The organism is Brenneria tiliae (assembly GCF_023347575.1).
In the GTDB taxonomy this organism is placed as follows: domain Bacteria; phylum Pseudomonadota; class Gammaproteobacteria; order Enterobacterales; family Enterobacteriaceae; genus Brenneria; species Brenneria corticis.
Genome location: NZ_JAKPCB010000103.1, coordinates 649,451 through 668,036, shown reverse-complemented (window position 1 = coordinate 668,036; position 18,586 = coordinate 649,451). Strand labels below are relative to the sequence as shown.

Below are 18,586 nucleotides of genomic sequence, written 5' to 3'. Positions count from 1 at the left end.
TCTGCTCAATCTCGTCCGACAGGGTGGTCTGGTGCTTTTTGACAAGTTGAGGCTCGAATGTGCCGTTGCGGTCACGCGGGGTGGCCAGTTCAAAAGAGCCGGTAGTGGCTTTGACGGTTTTCTTTCCTGAGCCATTTTTCCGATTAGCTTCCACATCCTGAGCCAGATGGGAGTCGAGTTCAGCGGCCAGCGCCGCTTCGGTTAACTGTTTGATTAACGGTGTTAAGATGCCGTCTTTCCCGGTCAGGGCTTGGCCAGACTGGAGCGCTTTCAGCGCTTTGTCGAAATCGAAAGGTTGGGTCATGTATCATTCCTTTTTGGGATATATTACTGGAATGACACGGAATTTCTAACACTCCCGAAAGCGTGGTTAACTACTGCGAATCACTGGCGCAGTTTCCGCATCGGGGGAACCGGCGCGACGATATCCTGCCCGGGTTGCGGGTGACAAACTATCGCAAGAGAACGGTGATCGCCTTCATGGTAGAAGAAGAGGACGAAGCCGTCACCATCGTGGGAATATGGCACGGTGACCAGGACTATGAAAGCGACTTGGAGTCTGATGAAATCGACTGAACGCACCGTATTAGCAATAGTTCAAAAAGCCCGCAAAGCGCCAATCAATCCCCGCTCCCCACGCCATAAATAGCATCCCGCAGGTCGGCGACAAAGCTGCCGGAAACCCCCTCATACAGCGTATTGGTGAGCGCCACCGCGCTTAGGCCCTGGGTTTTGTCGACAAACCACGAATGGCCGTAGACGCCGCCCCAGCGCCAGGTGCCGGCGGACTCCGGGGAACCCGCTACCTGGGGATCGACGAGTACGGAGAAGCCCAGCCCGAAGCCGACGCCCGGCGCATCGGGCAGAGATTGCCCGCCGATTTGATCGCGGCCCATTTCGTCAACCAGGTCGGCGGAAAGCAAAGGGGAACCACCTTGGCGCAGCGTGTCCAGCAGCGTTAATATCTCCCCGGCGGTTCCGACCATCCCGGCGCCGCCGGATGGAAACGCCTGCCGATTGTACGCCCGCGCCAGCGAATAACGAACGCCGACGGCGTTTTCGTCAAAGGGAATAATCTCCCCTTCTTGCAGACGGCGGGGCGAGGGCGAGTGGTTAACGTAAGGGGTTACCAGGCGTTCGGCATCGCGCACATAAAAATCGCTATCGTCCATCCGCAGCGGACCGGTGACCAGTTCCCGAACGGCGTCTCCCAGCGGCTGGTTGCAAACCCGCTCGATAACCGCGCCCAGCACGTCCATCGACAGTGAATATCCCCATTCCCGGCCCGGTTCATACAGCAAGGGTACGCTTGCCAGCCGGCGCAGATTTTCCGCCAGGGTAATATCCGCGTTATCCAGGCCGTCGGAAATCCCGGCGCGCGCGTAAGGTCCGCGATCGTCGCTTTCCTGAAAACGGTAGCCCAGTCCGGCGGTATGGCTGAGCAACCGGCGCGGCGTGATTACCGCAATATCGCCGTTTGCCGGCCGCGGCTGAAAATCGGGCAGCCATCGGCGGATATCCTCATCAAGCCCCAGCTTTCCTTGCCCCACCAGCACCATCGCCGCCGTCGCCACAATGGGTTTCGTCACCGACGATAGACGAAACAGCGCGTCTTCCGTCATTGGCTTCCCGGACTCCCGATCGGCCAGGCCGGCGGCGCGGTGGAACAGGTTTTCGCCATGCCGGCGGACCAGAACCACGGCGCCGACGATACGCTGTTCGGCAATGGCTTGATCAATCACGGCATTCAGCCGGGCGGGCAGGTTTTGGTTGGCGGCTGCGTTGCCGATAGTCGGCGGCGAGATTTGTGACATGACCAGCTCCTGGTTTTCATACGCTGCGCGGATAAAGGAAAATATACCCCTTCAGTTGCGCATATTCATCGATTTTCTAATACGGCCCGGCGTTAAAGCTCAAAGCCGGGCGCAACGACTTTCGGCTTACATTCCGCGGGCTTGGGCGTTCCGGCCGGAATGTTTTTACAGTCGGGCGCGAAAGGATTAAGCGCATCGCGGTTAAGATAGAGGATAAACAACACCAGTGTGATCAAAGGGATCAGGATACGTTTTCTTTTCATTAGACGGAGATATTTTTGCTGTGTCGGTTATTAAGTTGTACCACCGGCGGTGACGCATGATTCAACGCCGCCTGTTGATGCAATGCCGCTTCAGCCAACTGGGCGAAATAGCGCGCCGCCGGGGAGATTGCGCTTTCGTCCGGATTGAATTGCGGATGATGCAGTCCGAACTCGCTATTCGATCCAATGCTGACAAAGGCTCCCGGTATCTGCTGAAGATAGAGCGCAAAGTCTTCGCCGCTCATTTGCAGCTCGGCGTTTTCCACTTTGTAACCTGCATCATGGGCGATTTTCTTGCTGAAATCCACCCAGTAGGGGGTATTGACCACGGAGGGCGGTCCCGGCTGCCAGTTCAACCGCGCTTTCGCCCCCAGAGCGTGGGTAATGCCGTTAATCAACTGCTCGATACGCGCGGGAATCTGCTCGCGGACCCGGGTGCTGTAGGTGCGCACCGTGCCTTCCAGCTCCACCGTTTGCGGCAGTACGTTCCAGGTGTTCCCGCCCTGGATGCGCGTAACGCTGATAACCAGCGACTCCAGCGAGCTAAAGCTGCGGCTGGGCAAGGTTTGCAAGGCATTCACAATATTGCAGGCGGTGACGATACTATCGATCCCTTCTTCAGGTTTGGCGGCGTGGGCGCCTTTGCCCGTTACGCTGATGGAGAAGCGGTCGACGTTGGCGTAAAAGGCGCCGCTGCGGCTGGCGAAAGTGCCGGCGGGCAGCTCGGGAGCGTTATGTAAGCCGAAAATGGCGGAAACGTCGTTCAGCGCGCCGGCGCCGATCAGCTGTAAAGCGCCGGTGGAAACCTCCTCCGCCGGCTGAAAAAGAATGCGCACTTTGCCGGGCAGCGCCTGTTCGCGCTTTTTCAGCAGGCAGGCGGCGCCGAGCATCACCGCGGTGTGAAAATCATGGCCGCAGGCGTGCATCACGCCTGCGTGCTGCGAACGAAAAGCCACGTCGGTCAGTTCTTCAATGGGAAGGGCGTCGATATCGGCGCGCAGCGCGACGATCGGACCGGGGCCGTCGCCAATTTCCGCCACAACGCCGGACGTTAACGCCAGCGGCAGTAAACGAATGCCTTTCTTTTTTAGCCAGCGGGTAATTTTAACGGTGGTTTGTTGTTCCTGATTGGATAGTTCCGGGTATTGATGCAACTCTCGTCGCCAGGTGATGAGTTGTTGGTCGAACGGATCGTTACGACAGTCAGAATGTTCAGACATAGCGAAAACCATTTAATGATGAGTTGAATCAAAGGTAGTTGAAGGGTTAGGCGAACATAAATACCGTCTTGTTATATTTCATAGCGGATTATCATGACCGGTTGCACTCGACATTCGCCCGAATTTATCCTGTCGCCTTTGTCTTCTTTACAACAATTAGTCACGTTATTGTATCTAACCCCCCGCGCCCGGTCGAATCCTCAATATAAAATATCATTACTTATCAATATATTGACACGTTATATACGGCTGGTATGCCCCCTGCAAGATAAAAGGGACATTCACGGTGCAAGAGGAATAGATCATGGCAATACGTCAGTGTGCGATTTATGGCAAAGGTGGGATCGGCAAGTCCACCACCACGCAAAATCTGGTGGCGGCGCTCGCCGAACTGGGTAAGAAAGTGATGATTATCGGCTGCGACCCCAAAGCGGATTCAACGCGCCTGATCCTGCATGCCAAGGCGCAAAACACCATTATGGAAATGGCCGCCGAAGTCGGCTCGGTGGAAGATTTGGAGCTGGAAGACGTGCTGCAAGTCGGCTATGGCGGCGTGCGCTGCGCCGAGTCCGGCGGTCCGGAGCCGGGCGTCGGCTGCGCCGGGCGCGGGGTGATTACCGCCATCAACTTTCTGGAAGAGGAAGGCGCGTATGAAGACGATCTGGATTTCGTGTTTTACGACGTGCTGGGCGACGTGGTGTGCGGCGGGTTCGCCATGCCGATTCGTGAAAACAAGGCCCAGGAGATCTATATCGTCTGCTCCGGCGAAATGATGGCGATGTACGCGGCCAACAACATCTGCAAAGGGATAGTCAAATACGCCAAGTCCGGCAAGGTACGACTGGGCGGGTTGATTTGTAATTCCCGCCAGACCGACCGGGAAGATGAGCTGATCATCGCGCTGGCCGACAAACTCGGCACCCAGATGATCCACTTCGTCCCGCGCGACAACATCGTACAGCGCGCCGAAATCCGCCGGATGACGGTGATCGAATACGATCCGACCTGCAAACAGGCGGACGAGTACCGCACCCTGGCCAGCAAGATCGTCAACAACGGCAAAATGGTGGTCCCGACGCCGGTGACCATGGATGAGCTGGAGGCTTTGCTGATGGAGTTCGGGATCCTCGATGAAGAAAACGAGGCCATTATCGGTAAAACCGCGGCGGAAGAAGCGGCGTCCGCCTGAGGAACATCATATGACAGACACCATTATACAGCGGAATCAGGCGCTGATTCAGGAAGTGCTTGAGGTCTTCCCAGATAAAACCCGCAAAGAGCGCGCCAAGCATATTATGACCGTTGAGCCGGGGATGGAGTCGGTGGGGAAATGCATTATTTCCAACCGCAAGTCCCAGCCGGGCGTGATGACGGTGCGCGGCTGCGCCTATGCCGGCTCGAAAGGGGTGGTTTTCGGGCCGATCAAGGATATGGCGCATATCTCGCACGGGCCGATTGGCTGCGGCCAGTACTCCCGCGCCGGGCGGCGTAACTATTACACCGGAATGAGCGGTATCGACAGCTTCGGCACGGTGAACTTCACCTCGGACTTTCAGGAGAAAGACATCGTTTTCGGCGGCGACAAAAAGTTGCGCCAGCTGATTGATGAGCTTGAACTGCTCTTCCCGCTGACCAAGGGGATCAGCATTCAGTCAGAGTGCCCTGTGGGGCTGATTGGCGATGATATTGAAGCCGTGGCGCGCTCGGCGAAAGAGCAGCTCGGCAAGCCGGTGATCCCGGTGCGCTGTGAAGGATTTCGCGGCGTATCGCAATCGCTGGGGCACCATATCGCCAACGATGTGATCCGCGACTGGGTATTGCCCGCCCGCGACGATCAACCTTTCGCCGCCACGCCGTATGACGTCGCCATCATCGGCGACTACAACATCGGCGGCGATGCCTGGTCTTCCCGTATTCTGCTGGAGGAGATGGGGCTGCGGGTGGTCGCCCAGTGGTCGGGCGACGGCACGCTGGTGGAAATGGAAAAAACGCCCAAGGTGAAGCTCAACCTGGTGCACTGTTACCGTTCGATGAACTACATCTCACGCCATATGGAAGAGAAATACGGCATTCCGTGGATGGAGTACAACTTCTTCGGTCCGACGCAGATCGCCGCCTCGCTGCGTAAAATCGCCGCCCTGTTCGACGGCGCCATTCAGGCGAATGCGGAAGCGGTAATTGCCCGTTATCAGGCGCAGACCGACGCGGTAATCGCCAAATACCGCCCGCGGCTGGAGGGGAAAAAAGTGTTGCTGTACGTCGGCGGACTGCGTCCGCGCCACGTTATCGGCGCTTATGAAGATCTCGGTATGGAGATTATGGCCGCCGGTTACGAGTTCGCCCATAACGACGACTACGACCGCACCTTGCCCGACCTGAAAGAGGGAACGCTGCTGTTTGACGATCTCAGCACCTATGAGCTGGAAGAGTTCGTCAAACGCCTGAAGCCGGACCTGGTGGGGTCGGGGATCAAGGAAAAATACGTGTTCCAGAAGCTGGGCATGCCGTTCAGGCAGATGCACTCCTGGGATTACTCCGGCCCTTATCACGGCTATGACGGCTTCGCCATCTTCGCCCGCGATATGGATATGACGCTAAACAACCCTTGCTGGACACAGCTACGCGCGCCCTGGCTGCAATCCGCCTGAGGCCCGACATCCTTTTGTCCCGTCAGTTCACCGATTTGTGGCGCGGGAGGAGAATACGATGAGCCAGAATACCGAGAAAGTAAAAGCCTGTTATCCGCTGTTTGAACAGCCGGAATATCAGGCGCTGTTCGCCAGCAAAAGCGAGCTGGAAGAGGGGCACGGCAAGGAGCGCGTGCGGGAGGTCTTCGAATGGACGACGACCCCGGAATATGAGGCGCTGAACTTTCAGCGCCAGGCGCTGACCGTGGACCCGGCGAAAGCCTGCCAGCCCCTGGGCGCCGTGCTCTGCGCGCTCGGGTTTGAAAAAACGCTGCCCTATGTGCACGGTTCCCAGGGATGCGTCGCCTATTTCCGCACCTATTTCAACCGTCACTTTAAAGAGCCGGTGGCCTGCGTCTCCGACTCGATGACGGAAGACGCAGCGGTGTTCGGCGGCAACAACAATATGAACCAGGGGCTACAGAACGCCAGCGCGCTGTATAAGCCGGAAGTGATCGCGGTTTCCACCACCTGTATGGCGGAGGTGATCGGCGATGATCTGCAGGCCTTTATCAGCAATGCCAAAAAAGACGGCTTTGTGGATGACGCCATTGCCGTGCCTTACGCCCATACGCCCAGCTTTATCGGCAGCCATATCACCGGCTGGGACAATATGTTCGAAGGGTTCGCCCGCACCTTTACCCAGGGCGTCGAGGGGTATCAGCCCGGCAGCAACGGCAAAATCAATCTGGTCGCCGGCTTTGACACCTATCTCGGCAACTACCGGGTACTGAAACGCATGATGGCGCAGATGGCGGTGCCGTATTCGCTGCTGTCCGACCCGTCGGACGTGCTGGATACCCCGGCCGACGGCCATTATCGCCTGTATGCCGGCGGTACCACCCAGGCTGAAATGCGCGATGCGCCCAACGCCATCGATACGCTGCTGTTGCAACCCTGGCATTTGGTCAAAAGCAAAAAAGTGGTGAAGGATGACTGGCGGCAGCCGGCCACGGAGGTTGCGGTGCCGATGGGACTGGCCGCCACGGACGACTTTCTGATGACCCTAAGCCAGCTGACCGGCAAGCCCATTCCGGAGGCGCTGGCGCTGGAGCGCGGCCGGCTGGTGGATATGATGCTGGACTCCCATACCTGGCTGCACGGTAAACGCTTCGGCATTTACGGCGATCCCGATTTCCTGATGGGGCTCACCCGCTTCCTTATGGAGCTGGGCTGCGAACCGGCGGTGATCCTCTGCCACAACGGCAACAAGCGCTGGCAGAAAGCGATGAACAAACTGCTGGAGTCGTCTCCCTACGGCCGGGAGAGCGAGGTGTTTATCAACTGCGATCTGTGGCATTTCCGCTCGCTGATGTTCACCCGCCAGCCGGACTTTATGATCGGCAACTCCTACGGCAAGTTTATTCAGCGCGACACCAAAGCCAAAGGCGACCAGTTTGAGGTTCCGCTGATCCGCATCGGTTTCCCGATCTTCGATCGCCACCATTTACACCGGGCGACCACCTGGGGTTATGAAGGCGCGATGACCATGCTGACCACGCTGGTAAACGCCATATTGGAAAAACTCGACGGCGACACCATGGCGCTGGGTAAAACCGATTACGGTTACGACCTGGTTCGCTAACGCTAGCGCCGCGCTGTATCGGCGTACGGCGCGGCTTTTGCCGACCCACAGGAGGGCGCATGGCCAACATCATTCTTCGTCAGCGCGCTGACGGCATACATTGTTATATCGCCAAAAAAGATCTGGAAGCCAGAGTCACGTTTCTGGAGTTCGACCAGCCCGATCGCTGGGGCGGGCGGCTCCGGCTTGAAGGGGGGGAGGACTGGTTTATTACGCCGCTGACGGCGAAGCCCACGTTTCCCGTCACCCTGCGCGCCAAAAAATATGCCAGCTAACCGTCGATCGCCGCGACGATCGCGATAAACACCGGAGATGCTCATGAGCCTGACACGGGACGATTTACTTTTCTGGCGGCTGTTCGCCCTGGCGCAGCTGCTGCCGGAAATTGCCCCCGCCACCTTGATTAACTGGCTGGAAGCCACCTGCGACGAGGCGTTGACGCTGGAGCGTCTGTCCGCCCTGTCGCTGGATGAGCTATCCCGCCATTTACCCGTTGATAACAGCGTACTTACCGTTGCCCGCTGGCAGCAAATCATGGATTGCCTGCACGGCAATCTTCCGCCTCATTTAACCGAACAGTCCGAACGCAAGCAGGGACAACAGCTACAGGTGGCGTTCGCTTCCAGCAACGGTTTGACGATTAACGGCCACTTCGGCCAGTGCCGCCTGTTCTTTATTTACGCCTGGGATCGGCAAGGGCCTTTTCTCAGCGCCTTGCGGCGTTATCAGCCGCAGGAGGGGGAGGAGGGGAACGAAGGGCGCCTGCGCCTGCTGAGCGATTGCCACCTGCTGTTTTGCGAGTCGATCGGCGGGCCGGCGGCGGCCAGGGTGATCCGCCATAATATTCACCCGATCAAGGTTCCCGCGGCCACCACCATCGACGGGCAATTACAGGCCCTGCAAAAGATGATCGCCGAGCATATGCCGCCCTGGCTGGCGAAACGGCTGGGAAAAGACAACCCGCTGCAGCGTCGGGAGTTCGGTTTTTGAACCATAAGCCGACGGGCGATGCCGTGCCCGTCAGGCGGATATCTCTTTACCCATCCAGGCCGCGCCCCGTACGCCGCTGTCGTCGCCGTGAACCGCCTGCACGATAGGGGTAGAGAACCGATCGGTGAAGGTATAAGCGGCCACGCGCGATGAGATGTCCCGGTATAGCGCCGCTACATTGGAAAGCCCGCCGCCGAAGACGATCACATCGGGGTCGATCAAATTCACTATCGTTGCCAGCATTCTGGCCAATTGGTCGAGGTAGAGATCAAATTGACGAGCGGCCGCGGCGTCCCCCGATTCCGCCAGCGCCACGATGTCCTGCGCCGTGGCTTTGCGTCCGGTAAGCGACAAATAACGCTCGGCAAGCCCGGTGCCGGAAACAAAAGACTCCACGCAGTTGCGCTGCCCGCAGTAGCAGTGGGCGGCGGGGCCATCCCTGGCCGGATCGTAACCCGGCAAAGGGTTGTGTCCGCACTCAGCCGCATTGCCGTGGCCGCCGGCAATCACCTGCCTATCGATCACCAGCCCGCCGCCGCAGCCGGTGCCGAGCGTGACGCCAAACACCATGCGGTGGCCCTTGCCGGCGCCGTCCAGGGCTTCAGACAGGGTAAAGCAGTTGGCGTCGTTGGCGATGGCGACGCGCTGGTTCAGGCGCCGCTGCAAATCCTGCTGCAGCGGCCGGCCGTTGAGCGGCAGAATGTTGGAGTTCTTGATCAGCCCGGTAAGCGGCGAAACGCCGCCCGGCAGGGCGATGCCGATCGACAACGGAACGCTAAACCTGCCCTGCAGCGCGGCGATTATCCGGCACACGTCGCTCAGGAACTGGGCGTAGCTCTCTTTGCGGGTGGCGGTGCGCTGTTGCAGCAGCACCGCGCCATTTTCATCGAGCACCGCGGCGGCAATTTTTGTGCCGCCGATATCCAGGCCTAAATATGCCATTGTCTCCTCCATTGCGGCCGGGCGGCGGGCCGCCGCTTAGTACAGACCGGCCTTGCCGGTGGAGCCGAACAGCGCCATTTTGTGGCGGATCACCGCTTTGGCCGCCTTGATGGGTTCCGGGTAGATGGCGTTCGGGTCCCACCAGGTTTCCCGGCTCAGGATCTCGCGCGCCTTCTGGAAGTAGGCGTACTTCATGTCGCTGGAAATATTGATTTTGCCTACTCCCAGCGTTACCGCTTCGGCAATCTCGGCGTCCGGGTTGGCGGAACCGCCGTGCAGCACCAGCGGGATCGGCAGCCGCTCGGAGATGTCGCGCAGGATGTGCATCTGCAGTTGCGGCTGCATATCCTTCGGGTAGATGCCGTGCGCGGTGCCGATCGCCACCGCCAGCGTATCCACGCCGGTGCGTTTGACGAAGTCTTCCGCCTGCGCCGGCTCGGTATAGATCACCTTGGTGACGCCGCCTTCTATGGTGGTGCCGGTATCGCCAATGGTGCCCAGTTCGCCTTCAACGGAAACCCCCACCGCGTGCGCCAGTTCCACCACTTCGCGCGTCAGCGCCACGTTTTCCTCATACGGCAACAGTGAACCGTCGATCATCACCGAGGTGAAGCCGCACTGGATGGCGCGCAGCACGTGGGCGATCGACGCGCCATGATCCAGGTGGATGACAAACGGCACCGGGCTGCGCAGCGTACGTTCGCGCACGTAGGCAAAGAATTCGTCGGTAACGAACTCCAGTTCGCTGGGGTGGATGGAAATAATCGCCGGGGTATGGGTGGACTCCGCTTCTTCCACCACCGCACGGATAAAGCAGCTGTCCGCCACGTTGAAAGCCCCGATGGCGAAGCGGTGCTCACGGGTGGGCTTTAGCATTTCGTGCATTGAAATCAACATGTTACTCTCCTTTCGTCTCTGATTAGGGGTAAAACTTTCCCGCACCGGCGCGGCGCGCCGATGGTGATGCGTGAACGAGTGAAACGCGGCTTAGGCCTTATGGGCGGAGCCGGACCAGCCCAGATATTCCAACACTACTTCGCGGCAGGCGGATTCCATTACCGCCATCACCTCGGCCAGTTCGCTGGCAGGGTGCTGTTGCAGAGTCTGCTGCAACGCGGTTTTGCCGGCGGCGAACACCGCCGCGCCGACGTTGATCTTCGCCACGCCGTACCGGCTGACGCGGCGGATATCTTCGGCGCGGGTTCCGCTGCCGCCATGCAGCGCCAGCGGCACCGGAGATGCCTTATGCAGCGCGGCCAGGCGCTCGAAGTTAATCTGCGGCGTTACGTCGGGCGGGTACAGCCCGTGCGCGGTGCCGACCGAAACGGCCAGCAGGTCGATGCCGGTTTGGCTGATAAACGGCCGCACGTCTTCCACCTGCGTCATCTTCACCGCGGCATCGGCCGGATCGTAAACCGGCGCATCGGCGATATGACCCAGTTCGCCTTCCACGCACACCTCCGCGGTGGCGGCAATCCGCGCCACCTGGCGGGTCTGGCGGATGTTTTCCGCCAGCGGGTGGCTGGAGGCATCGATCATCAGGCCGCTGAAACCGGCGCGGAATGCTTGGCCGATCAGATCGAACGCGTTGCCGTGGTCCAGGCTGAGCGCCACCGGCACCGTGGCCTGCTGCGCCAGCGCGCTGACCACCGCCACCGCTACCGGAGGCGGAAAATGCGCGCTGTGCCCCTGGTAAACGTTCAGGATCAGCGGCGCCCGCTGCCGCTCGGCGGCGCTGATGGCGGCGCGCGCGGTTTCCAGGTTGAAACAGTTGATCGCCAGCACGGCGTACTGCCGCTGATAGGCGTCGGCAATAACGGCTTTCATTGGGGCGTACATAGCCACTCCTGTTTATTCAAGGGTGAATTTGATGTCTTCGTCGCGTACGTTGCCGTCGTCGATATCGTCGAATTCTTCGTCCGCCTGCGTGACGCGTTTTTTCATAAGCGACAGCATCACGCCGCAGATGACCGTGCCGATGCCCAGCGCCAGGCAGAACATCAGCGGTTTGGTGAACAACGGCACCACGAACATGCCGCCGTGCGGCACAGGCGCTTCCACTCCCCAGACCATGATCAGCCCGCCGGCGATGGCCGAGGCGACCACGCAGCTGGCGACGACGCGCAGCAGATCGCGCGCGGCGATGGGTATCACCCCTTCGGTGATCATGCAGATTCCCATCGGAAAAGCGGCCTTCAGCGCTTCTTTCTCCGCTTTGGTGTATTTATGGCGCGTCAGCAGGAAGGAGAGGGTGATGCCGAACGGCGGGATGATCGACCCGACAAACTTCACCGCTTCCGGGCCGTAGATGCCGTCCACCAGCATGCCGTCGGCGAATAGCGACATGGTTTTATTCACCGGTCCGCCAAAATCGAAGGTGGCCATGGCGCCGAGGATCGCGCCCATCAGGAACTTCGAGCCGCCCTGCATGGATTCCAGCAGGTGGATCAGCGCTTTTTGCAGCCAGACGATGGGCTGACCGATAAACGTCATCATCAGCAGCCCGGCGATAACGGTGCCGAGCACCGGCAGGATCATCACCGGCATCAGCCCCTGCATCGAGGCCGGCAGTTTGATGTAGCGGCGCAGCAGCAGCACGGTATAGCCCACCAGAAAGCCGCCGAGGATGCCGCCGATAAAGCCGGTCTGGATCTGCCCGCAGATAAAGCCGACGATCAGGCCGGGAGCGAAGCCGGGACGGTCGGCGATGGAGTAGGCGATGGCCGCGCTGATCAGCGGCACGATCAGTCCCATGCCCCAGCCGCCGATTTGGTTGAGCATCCAGGCGAAGCTGCCGGTTTTTTCCGCCACGTTGGTGCCGCCAATCACCTGGCCGAGGGCGATACAGATACCGGCGGCGACGATCAGCGGGATCATCCAGGAAATGCCGGTAAGCAGGTGCCCCTTTATTTCCTGGCCTAGTCTATTTTTGCTGTCGTTCATCATGTTATTCCCGAAAAGTTAATCTTCAGGCGCCTGCCAGCGAGCCCGCCACTTTTTCCAGAAACTTCACCGGGGACTTAATCACCACATCGGTTTTTACCCGGACGACCGGTTTGTCTTTGAATCTTTCTTCCCCTTTTATCTTGATATCGGTGGCCAGGATCACCACGTCGGCGGCGGCGATATCCTCCGCGGATAATGCGTTTTCCGTGCCGATGGTGCCCTGGGTTTCCACCTTGATGTCGTGGTTCAGCGCCCTGGCGCCCTTGATAAGTTTTTCCCGCGCGATATAGGTATGCGCGATGCCTGCCGTGCAGGCGGCTACACAAACTATTTTCATGTTATTCCTCGTCTTTTCCGGATTAGCAGAGGTCTGTTTCCGCGTACTGGCCGAACAGTTGGATAATTTTTTCCGGGTCGGGCTCGTTTAGCAGTCGGGCAATCACCTCATCGTCGGCCAGCGCGCCGGCAACCTGAGACAGCAGGCGGATATGCGTGGTGTTCTGGTCTTCCAGGCGCACGGCGAAAAGAATGATGCAGCGGACGTTGCTGCCATCCAGCGTCTCCCAGGGGATGTCCTGCCGGGTGCGGCCGATGGCCAGCGTGGTTTGGGTCACCGCGGCGGATTTGCCGTGCGGGATGGCGATATGATTTTCAAAACCGGTGGAGCCTTCGGCTTCGCGCAGCCAGACGTCGCGAATAAAGGCCTCTTTGCAGATAATGGCGCCGTCCTGATACAGCAGTTCGGTCAGTTCCTGAATAACTTCTTCTTTATTCCGCGCCGTCATGGCTAATTTGACGCGATTGGCATTGAGAATCTTATTAATGTCCATCCACTTCACCTCAAACAATTAAAAGGAACTAATATTCAGCCGCCGGGAGTAAATTCACCGCCTGATGCAATTGACCGGCAATCACCTTTTCCGTGACGCGCTTGATGTCATCGTCATTAAAAAACGCCGAAACGTAGACGATAGGGGTTTGCCGCTCTTCCAGGTGGATGGTGGAGATCACCAGATCCACCGCTTCCCGGCGGCAAAACGCCGCCATGCTGCCGGCGGAAACCACGCCGACGATGATCCAGTCCGGGAAAGCCCGCAGGATGCGGCTTTTGAGCAGGTGCGAAGTGCCGACGCCGCTGGAGCACACCACCAGAATGCGCCGGTGGGCGATTTGCCGCTCCAGCGCCGCCTGGAAATGCACCGTCAGGTAACCCACTTCGTCTTCGGCGATCGGCGGTAGTTGAAAACGTTGGCACAGCAGCTGCGTCACGCGTTCGGTAATATGATAAATATCCCGCAGCTCGCTTTTTATATCTTCCAGCAGCGGGTTGCGGATGCGAATATGGTATTTCAGGCGATTAAGCAGCGGCTTAATATGAATCAGCAGTCCGTCATACAATAATGTATCCGCCCGCAGATCGATATTTATCAGAGTGGAAAATATATCAATCAGCTTTAGCGTCACCCGCCGTGATTGGCCATTGGATAATTGTTGCCTGGCCACCGAGCGGTCGCCATGTTCTTCAATCACAATGCCGGAAGAAACAATGTACTGATAGATAAACCAGACCTCGTTATCGGGCAGGCGGTTATTAATTCTTTGTTCTATTTTTTCAATCATATTTTCCGCAATGCTGAATATATGGCGGTCAACCTGGTTATGGTGCGTCTCTTCGCCCGGCGGCAGGGAATTACCCTGCGCCATACGGTGCATCATAATTAATATATGGGTGAAAATATTGATATAATAAGGCTCCCCCAGCGGGTAAGAGAGCCGCTGTTCCATTTCCTGCAACAGTTGCTGGACGAAGCCGACGTCCGGCTCGCCGAAATAGTGAATCAGCGCATGGTAGCTGCCGGGATCGAGGCGCGAGTGGTTAAGGCTGCCCGGCTCTTTGTGGTTCATCACCTCATTGATCAGGGTGGCCATGGCCAGGCGCACCTGGTTTTCGCTCCCTTCGATATGGGTGCCGCTCTGGCTGCGGATCAGGGTTAGCCCCAGCGGCCGGATCCAGCTTTCGATAATCTTTAAGTCGTTGACGATTGACGCATTGCTGATGAAGTAGCGCTCGGCCAGCTTGCTGATCGAGGTATCCAGCGGCGTGTCGCTGAGCAGCTGCGAGGCGATTTTCACCCGGCGCGCATTATTGGCCAGCGCGTCTGAACCGCCGTCATCCGCAACAAGCCGTTGTTCCAGATGAATAAGATTTTTAACATCATCAGAAATTAACAGAATTCCCGCGCCGACTTTTTTCTCAGGGTAGATATTCCATCCGGCAAGAAAGCTTTCAATAAATTGCATATCTCGATGTACGGTCTTTTCTGAAATGTTCAGATGGGTTGCAATATTTTTGACCGTTACATAGCGTTGATGCTGTAACAAATACTTCAATAATCTGTTTTGTCGCGAGGTAAGTGGTTGCATAATATAACCCTTGTATTCTGCGTCAAATATGATGTTAATTATTATTGGTATAGGTTCGTTTATCATCCTTTTGCTAATATTGAATATAGATTCCCGGACAAATAACGGCCATACTAAATGCTGTCCGGCAGATGGGACAAAATTAAAACATCCACAGAATAGGGGATTAATTTCGACTGGATCACATTTTATCGGCTGTTAAATGTGATGACGATCTCGTATTAATGCAAAATATATTATTTACTCCTGACAGACACAGGCTGTGCGCCTGTCAGGATAACTATTTTTATTGCGGGAGCCGTCAATGCGCCGAGTGGTGTTCATCGCCGCAGCAGTCGCCGCCCCAGTTTTTCAGTTTCGAGGTTTTGCCGATCCCCGGATTCAGGCTATTGGTCGGGTCGTTATGCCGATAGAACGCTTTTAGCTGGGGTTTGGCCTTATACAGATGGCCGACGTTATGCTCGGCCGGATACTCCGCGCCGCGCTGGTCGAGCAGCGCCAGCATTTTCTCTTTCAGCTTATGCACGTCGACGCCTTTCTTCACAATGTAATCCTGATGGAAGACGTAACACATAAAGTGGCCGTAATAGAGGCGGTGTTCCAGCATCTCATCGAATTCCGCCGGCAGGCGCTCAAACCATTCATGGTCGTTGCGCCGCAGGGCGATATCCAGCGGCAAAATGTTTTCCACCTCGTTGCTGTGCACCGCGTGATAGCGAATGGCCGCGCCCGCCGCGGCGAAGCGGTGCAGAAAGGCTTTGGCGCCTTCTTCCTGCGTACAGACAAAGAATTCGCCGTCGGCGTCGCGAAAATAGCGTTCCAGCCACTGGCGCGCCTCTTCGATGCCGTCGCCGGCCATCTTCAGCATCAGGTGGTGTTCAAAGCGATCGCGATAGGTCTTCAGGCGATCGGGCAGGTGGGAGGGCAGCAGACGGCTGAGCACCTGCATGGTGCGGTCCACCAGATGCGCCGGCAGAAAGGGCACTTTGCCGAAAATGGCGTCCATGCGTCCTTTCAGGTTGAAGAACATGGGCATTTTGTCGGTGCCCAGCTTGTCGATCATGATAAAGGTGTCTTTACCGTATACCTCGGCGATATTGAACATATCGCGGTGCATATATTCCCCCGCCACCGGCAGGTTTTTAAAGCCGGAGAGGATATGGCGGCGCAGCTCGGTCAGCACCTGCGGCTGATTGGTGCCGATATAGAACACCTGCTGGGACTTTTGCGCCGCGAAGGTATCCAGGCGGACGGCGAAAACCGACAGTTTGCCGGCGCAGCCGGCCGCTTCGAACAGTCGGCGCTCATCGGCATTAAAGCGCGACGGGGTATCCGCGTCCACATCGCGGATACGTTCGGCATATTCATGGTCGGACGCCTGGCGATCGTCGTGAATGACGTCCTCGGCGCGGTATTGCCGCAACTCCAGCCGGGTGAGGATCTCTTCCGGCGTCGTGCCCAGATTGATCCCCAGATGGTTAATCAGCTCCACCTGTCCCTGTTCGTTGACCCGGCCGTAGAGCGCCATTTCGGTATAGGCCGGACCGCGATGCACCAGCGAGCCGCCGGAGTTGTTGCAAATGCCGCCGACCACCGACGCGCCGATGCAGGAAGAGCCGATCACCGAATGCGGCTCGCGCCCCAGCGGTTTCAGCACCCGCTCCAGGTGCCACAAGGTGCTGCCCGGCAGCGCCACAACCTGTCGTCCTTCGTCCAGCAACTGGACTTTATCCAGCCGCAGGGTATTGACGATCACGATTTCACGGTCATAACCCTCGCCGCTCGGCGTGGAGCCTTCCGTCAGGCCGGTATTGGCCGCCTGCATCAGCACGATGCGGCCGGCCTCGATGGCGGCTTTAAACACTTTCCACTGTTCGAGCAGCGTAGCGGGGAAGACTACCGCCAGCGCCTCGCCCTGACCCGAGCGGAAACCTTTGCGATAGCGTTCCGTTTTATGTTGATCGGTAAGGATATGCGATTTGCCGACGATATCGGTCAGGGTGCGAATAAGACCCTGGGAATCCACGGCGGAGGGAGTTTTTACATAGTCCTGCATGACAGTTTGTCCTGTTAATTACGCTAAATAACACGATAAAAGCATAGTCCTCTGTTTCATTCTTGCTAATAGATACCGATAGTTAGCGTAAAAATCAGCATTTTGTCCGGTTATCTCCACCGCCGTCGGCGCTATAGCGTTTTTATCTTGCCATTGTTGGTTTTGTTGCATAGCCGACAATATAAAGTTTCTATAAATCAAATGATTACCTTGTGGCATACCGATTGCATCTTGGATAGATGGAGTCCTGTTAATCGAGCCGAGGTGAGTGATGAGAAATAGCGAAATCGTGGCGTTAATGGATCAACCCGCCTGCGCGCATAATGGCGGCGGGAAATCCGGTTGCAGCGCCCCCAAGCCGGGTACGGCGGCGGGCGGCTGCGCCTTTGACGGCGCGCAAATCACCCTGTTGCCGATTGCGGACGTCGCCCATCTGGTGCACGGCCCGATTGGCTGCGCGGGCAGTTCCTGGGATAACCGCGGCAGCCATAGCTCCGGGCCGCGGATTAACCGGCTGGGATTCACCACCGATATGAGCGAGCAGGATGTGATCATGGGGCGCGGCGAGCGGCGCCTGTTTCATGCCGTGCGCCATATCGTCGAGCGCTACCATCCGGCGGCGGTGTTTATCTACAACACCTGCGTGCCCGCCATGGAAGGCGACGATATTGAGGCGGTGTGCCGGGCGGCGGAGCAGGTCAATCAGGTTCCGGTCATCGCTATCGATGCCGCCGGATTTTACGGCGGCAAAAACCTGGGCAACCGCATCGCCGGCGACATTATGGCGAAAAAGGTGATCGGCGGCCGCGAACCCGCGCCCTGGCCGGCGGATTTCGCCATCCCGCAGGCGCGGGGGCACAGCATCGGTCTGATTGGCGAATACAACATCGCCGGCGAGTTCTGGCATGTGCTGCCGTTACTCGATCGCCTGGGGATCCGCGTGCTGGGAAGCCTCTCCGGCGACGCCCGCTTCGCCGAGCTGCAGACGTTGCACCGCGCCGAAGTCAATATGCTGGTGTGTTCGCGCGCGCTGATCAACGTGGCGCGCCACCTCGAGCTTCACTACGGCACGCCTTGGTTTGAAGGCAGCTTTTACGGCCTGCGGGAGATGTCGAGCTCGCTGCGCGCCCTGGCCGGCGCCCTGAACGATAAGGATCTACAGGCCAGAACCGAAGAACTTATCCAACGGCAGGAGCAGGCGGCCGATCTGGCGCTGGAGCCCTATCGCCGGCGTCTGCAGGGCAAGCGCGCGCTGCTGTACACCGGCGGCGTGAAGTCATGGTCGGTGGTCTCCGCGCTGCAGGATTTGGGTCTGGAGGTGGTGGCCACCGGCACCAAGAAATCCACCGAAGAGGATAAAGCGCGCATCCGTGAACTGATGGGGGAGAACGCCGTGATGCTGGAAGACGGCAACGCCCGACTGCTGCTGGATACCGCGTATCGCTACCACGCCGACATCATGATTGCCGGAGGGCGCAACATGTATACCGCCTATAAGGCCCGGCTGCCGTTTCTGGATATCAATCAGGAACGGGAACAGGCTTTCGCCGGATATCAGGGGATTGTCGCCCTGGCTCGCCAGCTGTGCCTGACGCTGGAAAGCCCGATCTGGCCGCAGGTGAACCGCCGGGCGCCCTGGCAGAGCTGAGGAAGGAGAAA

Annotated in this window: 17 protein-coding genes and 1 pseudogene; 7 read left to right on the top strand and 11 right to left on the bottom strand. The window is 58.2% G+C overall.

All coding sequences use genetic code 11. The annotated features are described in order from the left end of the window. A partial coding sequence (locus tag MFP24_RS23925) for a transposase (protein ID WP_249232187.1) occupies positions 1–304 on the bottom strand: 304 nt, incomplete at its 3' end. A 56-nt stretch (positions 305–360) separates the two neighbouring features. On the opposite strand from MFP24_RS23925, the pseudogene MFP24_RS23920 reads away from it, so the two are divergent. After that, positions 361–576: pseudogene (locus tag MFP24_RS23920) on the top strand (type II toxin-antitoxin system RelE/ParE family toxin); the annotation flags it as partial. Between the two features lie 44 nt (positions 577–620). Here the strand turns inward: MFP24_RS23920 and MFP24_RS23915 are convergent. Both MFP24_RS23915 and MFP24_RS23910 read right to left on the bottom strand, forming a co-directional pair. After that, positions 621–1,814: a serine hydrolase domain-containing protein gene (locus tag MFP24_RS23915; RefSeq protein ID WP_249232188.1), complete on the bottom strand. Its 1,194-nt coding sequence runs from the start codon at positions 1,812–1,814 to the stop codon at positions 621–623. 262 nt (positions 1,815–2,076) lie between these two features. Further along, on the bottom strand, positions 2,077–3,297 hold the full coding sequence (locus MFP24_RS23910) for a M20 peptidase aminoacylase family protein (RefSeq protein ID WP_249232189.1): 1,221 nt from the start codon (positions 3,295–3,297) through the stop codon (positions 2,077–2,079). Between the two features lie 304 nt (positions 3,298–3,601). Between MFP24_RS23910 and nifH the strand changes: the two genes are divergently transcribed. The 5 genes from nifH to MFP24_RS23885 are packed head-to-tail and all read left to right on the top strand — an operon-like array spanning position 3,602 to position 8,559. Beyond that, positions 3,602–4,486 carry a nitrogenase iron protein gene (nifH, locus tag MFP24_RS23905; RefSeq protein WP_249232190.1) on the top strand — a complete coding sequence of 295 codons (885 nt, stop codon included), beginning with the start codon at positions 3,602–3,604 and terminating at the stop codon, positions 4,484–4,486. A 10-nt stretch (positions 4,487–4,496) separates the two neighbouring features. Beyond that, positions 4,497–5,945 carry a nitrogenase molybdenum-iron protein alpha chain gene (gene nifD / locus MFP24_RS23900; RefSeq protein ID WP_249232191.1) on the top strand — a complete coding sequence of 483 codons (1,449 nt, stop codon included), beginning with the start codon at positions 4,497–4,499 and terminating at the stop codon, positions 5,943–5,945. 58 nt (positions 5,946–6,003) lie between these two features. Next, a complete protein-coding gene (nifK, locus tag MFP24_RS23895; protein ID WP_249232192.1) occupies positions 6,004–7,569 on the top strand; it encodes a nitrogenase molybdenum-iron protein subunit beta in 1,566 nt (521 codons plus the stop codon). A gap of 59 nt (positions 7,570–7,628) precedes the next feature. After that, the gene (nifT, locus tag MFP24_RS23890) at positions 7,629–7,844 is read left to right on the top strand and encodes a putative nitrogen fixation protein NifT (protein ID WP_249232193.1); all 216 of its coding nucleotides are present in this window, start codon (positions 7,629–7,631) and stop codon (positions 7,842–7,844) included. A 49-nt stretch (positions 7,845–7,893) separates the two neighbouring features. Further along, on the top strand, positions 7,894–8,559 hold the full coding sequence (locus MFP24_RS23885) for a NifB/NifX family molybdenum-iron cluster-binding protein (RefSeq protein ID WP_249232878.1): 666 nt from the start codon (positions 7,894–7,896) through the stop codon (positions 8,557–8,559). A 30-nt stretch (positions 8,560–8,589) separates the two neighbouring features. On the opposite strand, the gene MFP24_RS23880 is transcribed toward MFP24_RS23885, so the two are convergent. The 8 genes from MFP24_RS23880 to dld all read right to left on the bottom strand — a co-directional run bounded on the left by MFP24_RS23880 (position 8,590) and on the right by dld (position 16,927). Next, positions 8,590–9,501, bottom strand: a complete 912-nt coding sequence (locus MFP24_RS23880; protein WP_249232194.1) for an ROK family protein — start codon at positions 9,499–9,501, stop codon at positions 8,590–8,592. Between the two features lie 36 nt (positions 9,502–9,537). Next, a complete protein-coding gene (locus MFP24_RS23875) occupies positions 9,538–10,398 on the bottom strand; it encodes a ketose-bisphosphate aldolase (RefSeq protein WP_249232195.1) in 861 nt (286 codons plus the stop codon). Positions 10,399–10,488: 90 nt separating this feature from the next. Next, positions 10,489–11,340 (bottom strand): class II fructose-bisphosphate aldolase, encoded by an 852-nt coding sequence (locus MFP24_RS23870; protein WP_249232196.1) that lies wholly within the window; start codon positions 11,338–11,340, stop codon positions 10,489–10,491. Between the two features lie 12 nt (positions 11,341–11,352). Continuing rightward, the gene (locus MFP24_RS23865; protein WP_249232197.1) at positions 11,353–12,444 is read right to left on the bottom strand and encodes a PTS fructose transporter subunit IIC; all 1,092 of its coding nucleotides are present in this window, start codon (positions 12,442–12,444) and stop codon (positions 11,353–11,355) included. A gap of 25 nt (positions 12,445–12,469) precedes the next feature. Beyond that, on the bottom strand, positions 12,470–12,784 hold the full coding sequence (locus MFP24_RS23860; RefSeq protein ID WP_249232198.1) for a PTS fructose transporter subunit IIB: 315 nt from the start codon (positions 12,782–12,784) through the stop codon (positions 12,470–12,472). Positions 12,785–12,806: 22 nt separating this feature from the next. Continuing rightward, positions 12,807–13,277: a PTS sugar transporter subunit IIA gene (locus MFP24_RS23855; protein ID WP_009112674.1), complete on the bottom strand. Its 471-nt coding sequence runs from the start codon at positions 13,275–13,277 to the stop codon at positions 12,807–12,809. A gap of 28 nt (positions 13,278–13,305) precedes the next feature. Continuing rightward, the gene (locus MFP24_RS23850) at positions 13,306–14,871 is read right to left on the bottom strand and encodes a BglG family transcription antiterminator (protein ID WP_249232199.1); all 1,566 of its coding nucleotides are present in this window, start codon (positions 14,869–14,871) and stop codon (positions 13,306–13,308) included. A 301-nt stretch (positions 14,872–15,172) separates the two neighbouring features. Next, positions 15,173–16,927, bottom strand: coding sequence for a D-lactate dehydrogenase (dld, locus tag MFP24_RS23845; protein WP_249232200.1), 1,755 nt, complete (start codon positions 16,925–16,927; stop codon positions 15,173–15,175). Between the two features lie 271 nt (positions 16,928–17,198). Here dld and nifE point away from each other — a divergent pair, with 271 nt between their 5' ends. After that, positions 17,199–18,575, top strand: a complete 1,377-nt coding sequence (gene nifE, locus MFP24_RS23840; RefSeq protein ID WP_249232201.1) for a nitrogenase iron-molybdenum cofactor biosynthesis protein NifE — start codon at positions 17,199–17,201, stop codon at positions 18,573–18,575. Positions 18,576–18,586 lie beyond the last annotated feature (11 nt).

What these genes read in the sequence shown, in the direction of transcription:
- MFP24_RS23860 (WP_249232198.1), bottom strand. Translation starts at nt 12,784, where the DNA reads ATGAAAATAGTTTGTGTAGCCGCCTGCACGGCAGGCATCGCGCATACC.
- MFP24_RS23875 (WP_249232195.1), bottom strand. Translation starts at nt 10,398, where the DNA reads ATGTTGATTTCAATGCACGAAATGCTAAAGCCCACCCGTGAGCACCGC.
- MFP24_RS23870 (WP_249232196.1), bottom strand. Translation starts at nt 11,340, where the DNA reads ATGTACGCCCCAATGAAAGCCGTTATTGCCGACGCCTATCAGCGGCAG.
- nifH (WP_249232190.1), top strand. Translation starts at nt 3,602, where the DNA reads ATGGCAATACGTCAGTGTGCGATTTATGGCAAAGGTGGGATCGGCAAG.
- nifK (WP_249232192.1), top strand. Translation starts at nt 6,004, where the DNA reads ATGAGCCAGAATACCGAGAAAGTAAAAGCCTGTTATCCGCTGTTTGAA.
- MFP24_RS23880 (WP_249232194.1), bottom strand. Translation starts at nt 9,501, where the DNA reads ATGGCATATTTAGGCCTGGATATCGGCGGCACAAAAATTGCCGCCGCG.
- nifE (WP_249232201.1), top strand. Translation starts at nt 17,199, where the DNA reads ATGAGAAATAGCGAAATCGTGGCGTTAATGGATCAACCCGCCTGCGCG.
- MFP24_RS23865 (WP_249232197.1), bottom strand. Translation starts at nt 12,444, where the DNA reads ATGAACGACAGCAAAAATAGACTAGGCCAGGAAATAAAGGGGCACCTG.
- MFP24_RS23915 (WP_249232188.1), bottom strand. Translation starts at nt 1,814, where the DNA reads ATGTCACAAATCTCGCCGCCGACTATCGGCAACGCAGCCGCCAACCAA.
- dld (WP_249232200.1), bottom strand. Translation starts at nt 16,927, where the DNA reads ATGCAGGACTATGTAAAAACTCCCTCCGCCGTGGATTCCCAGGGTCTT.
- MFP24_RS23850 (WP_249232199.1), bottom strand. Translation starts at nt 14,871, where the DNA reads ATGCAACCACTTACCTCGCGACAAAACAGATTATTGAAGTATTTGTTA.
- MFP24_RS23855 (WP_009112674.1), bottom strand. Translation starts at nt 13,277, where the DNA reads ATGGACATTAATAAGATTCTCAATGCCAATCGCGTCAAATTAGCCATG.
- MFP24_RS23910 (WP_249232189.1), bottom strand. Translation starts at nt 3,297, where the DNA reads ATGTCTGAACATTCTGACTGTCGTAACGATCCGTTCGACCAACAACTC.
- nifT (WP_249232193.1), top strand. Translation starts at nt 7,629, where the DNA reads ATGGCCAACATCATTCTTCGTCAGCGCGCTGACGGCATACATTGTTAT.
- nifD (WP_249232191.1), top strand. Translation starts at nt 4,497, where the DNA reads ATGACAGACACCATTATACAGCGGAATCAGGCGCTGATTCAGGAAGTG.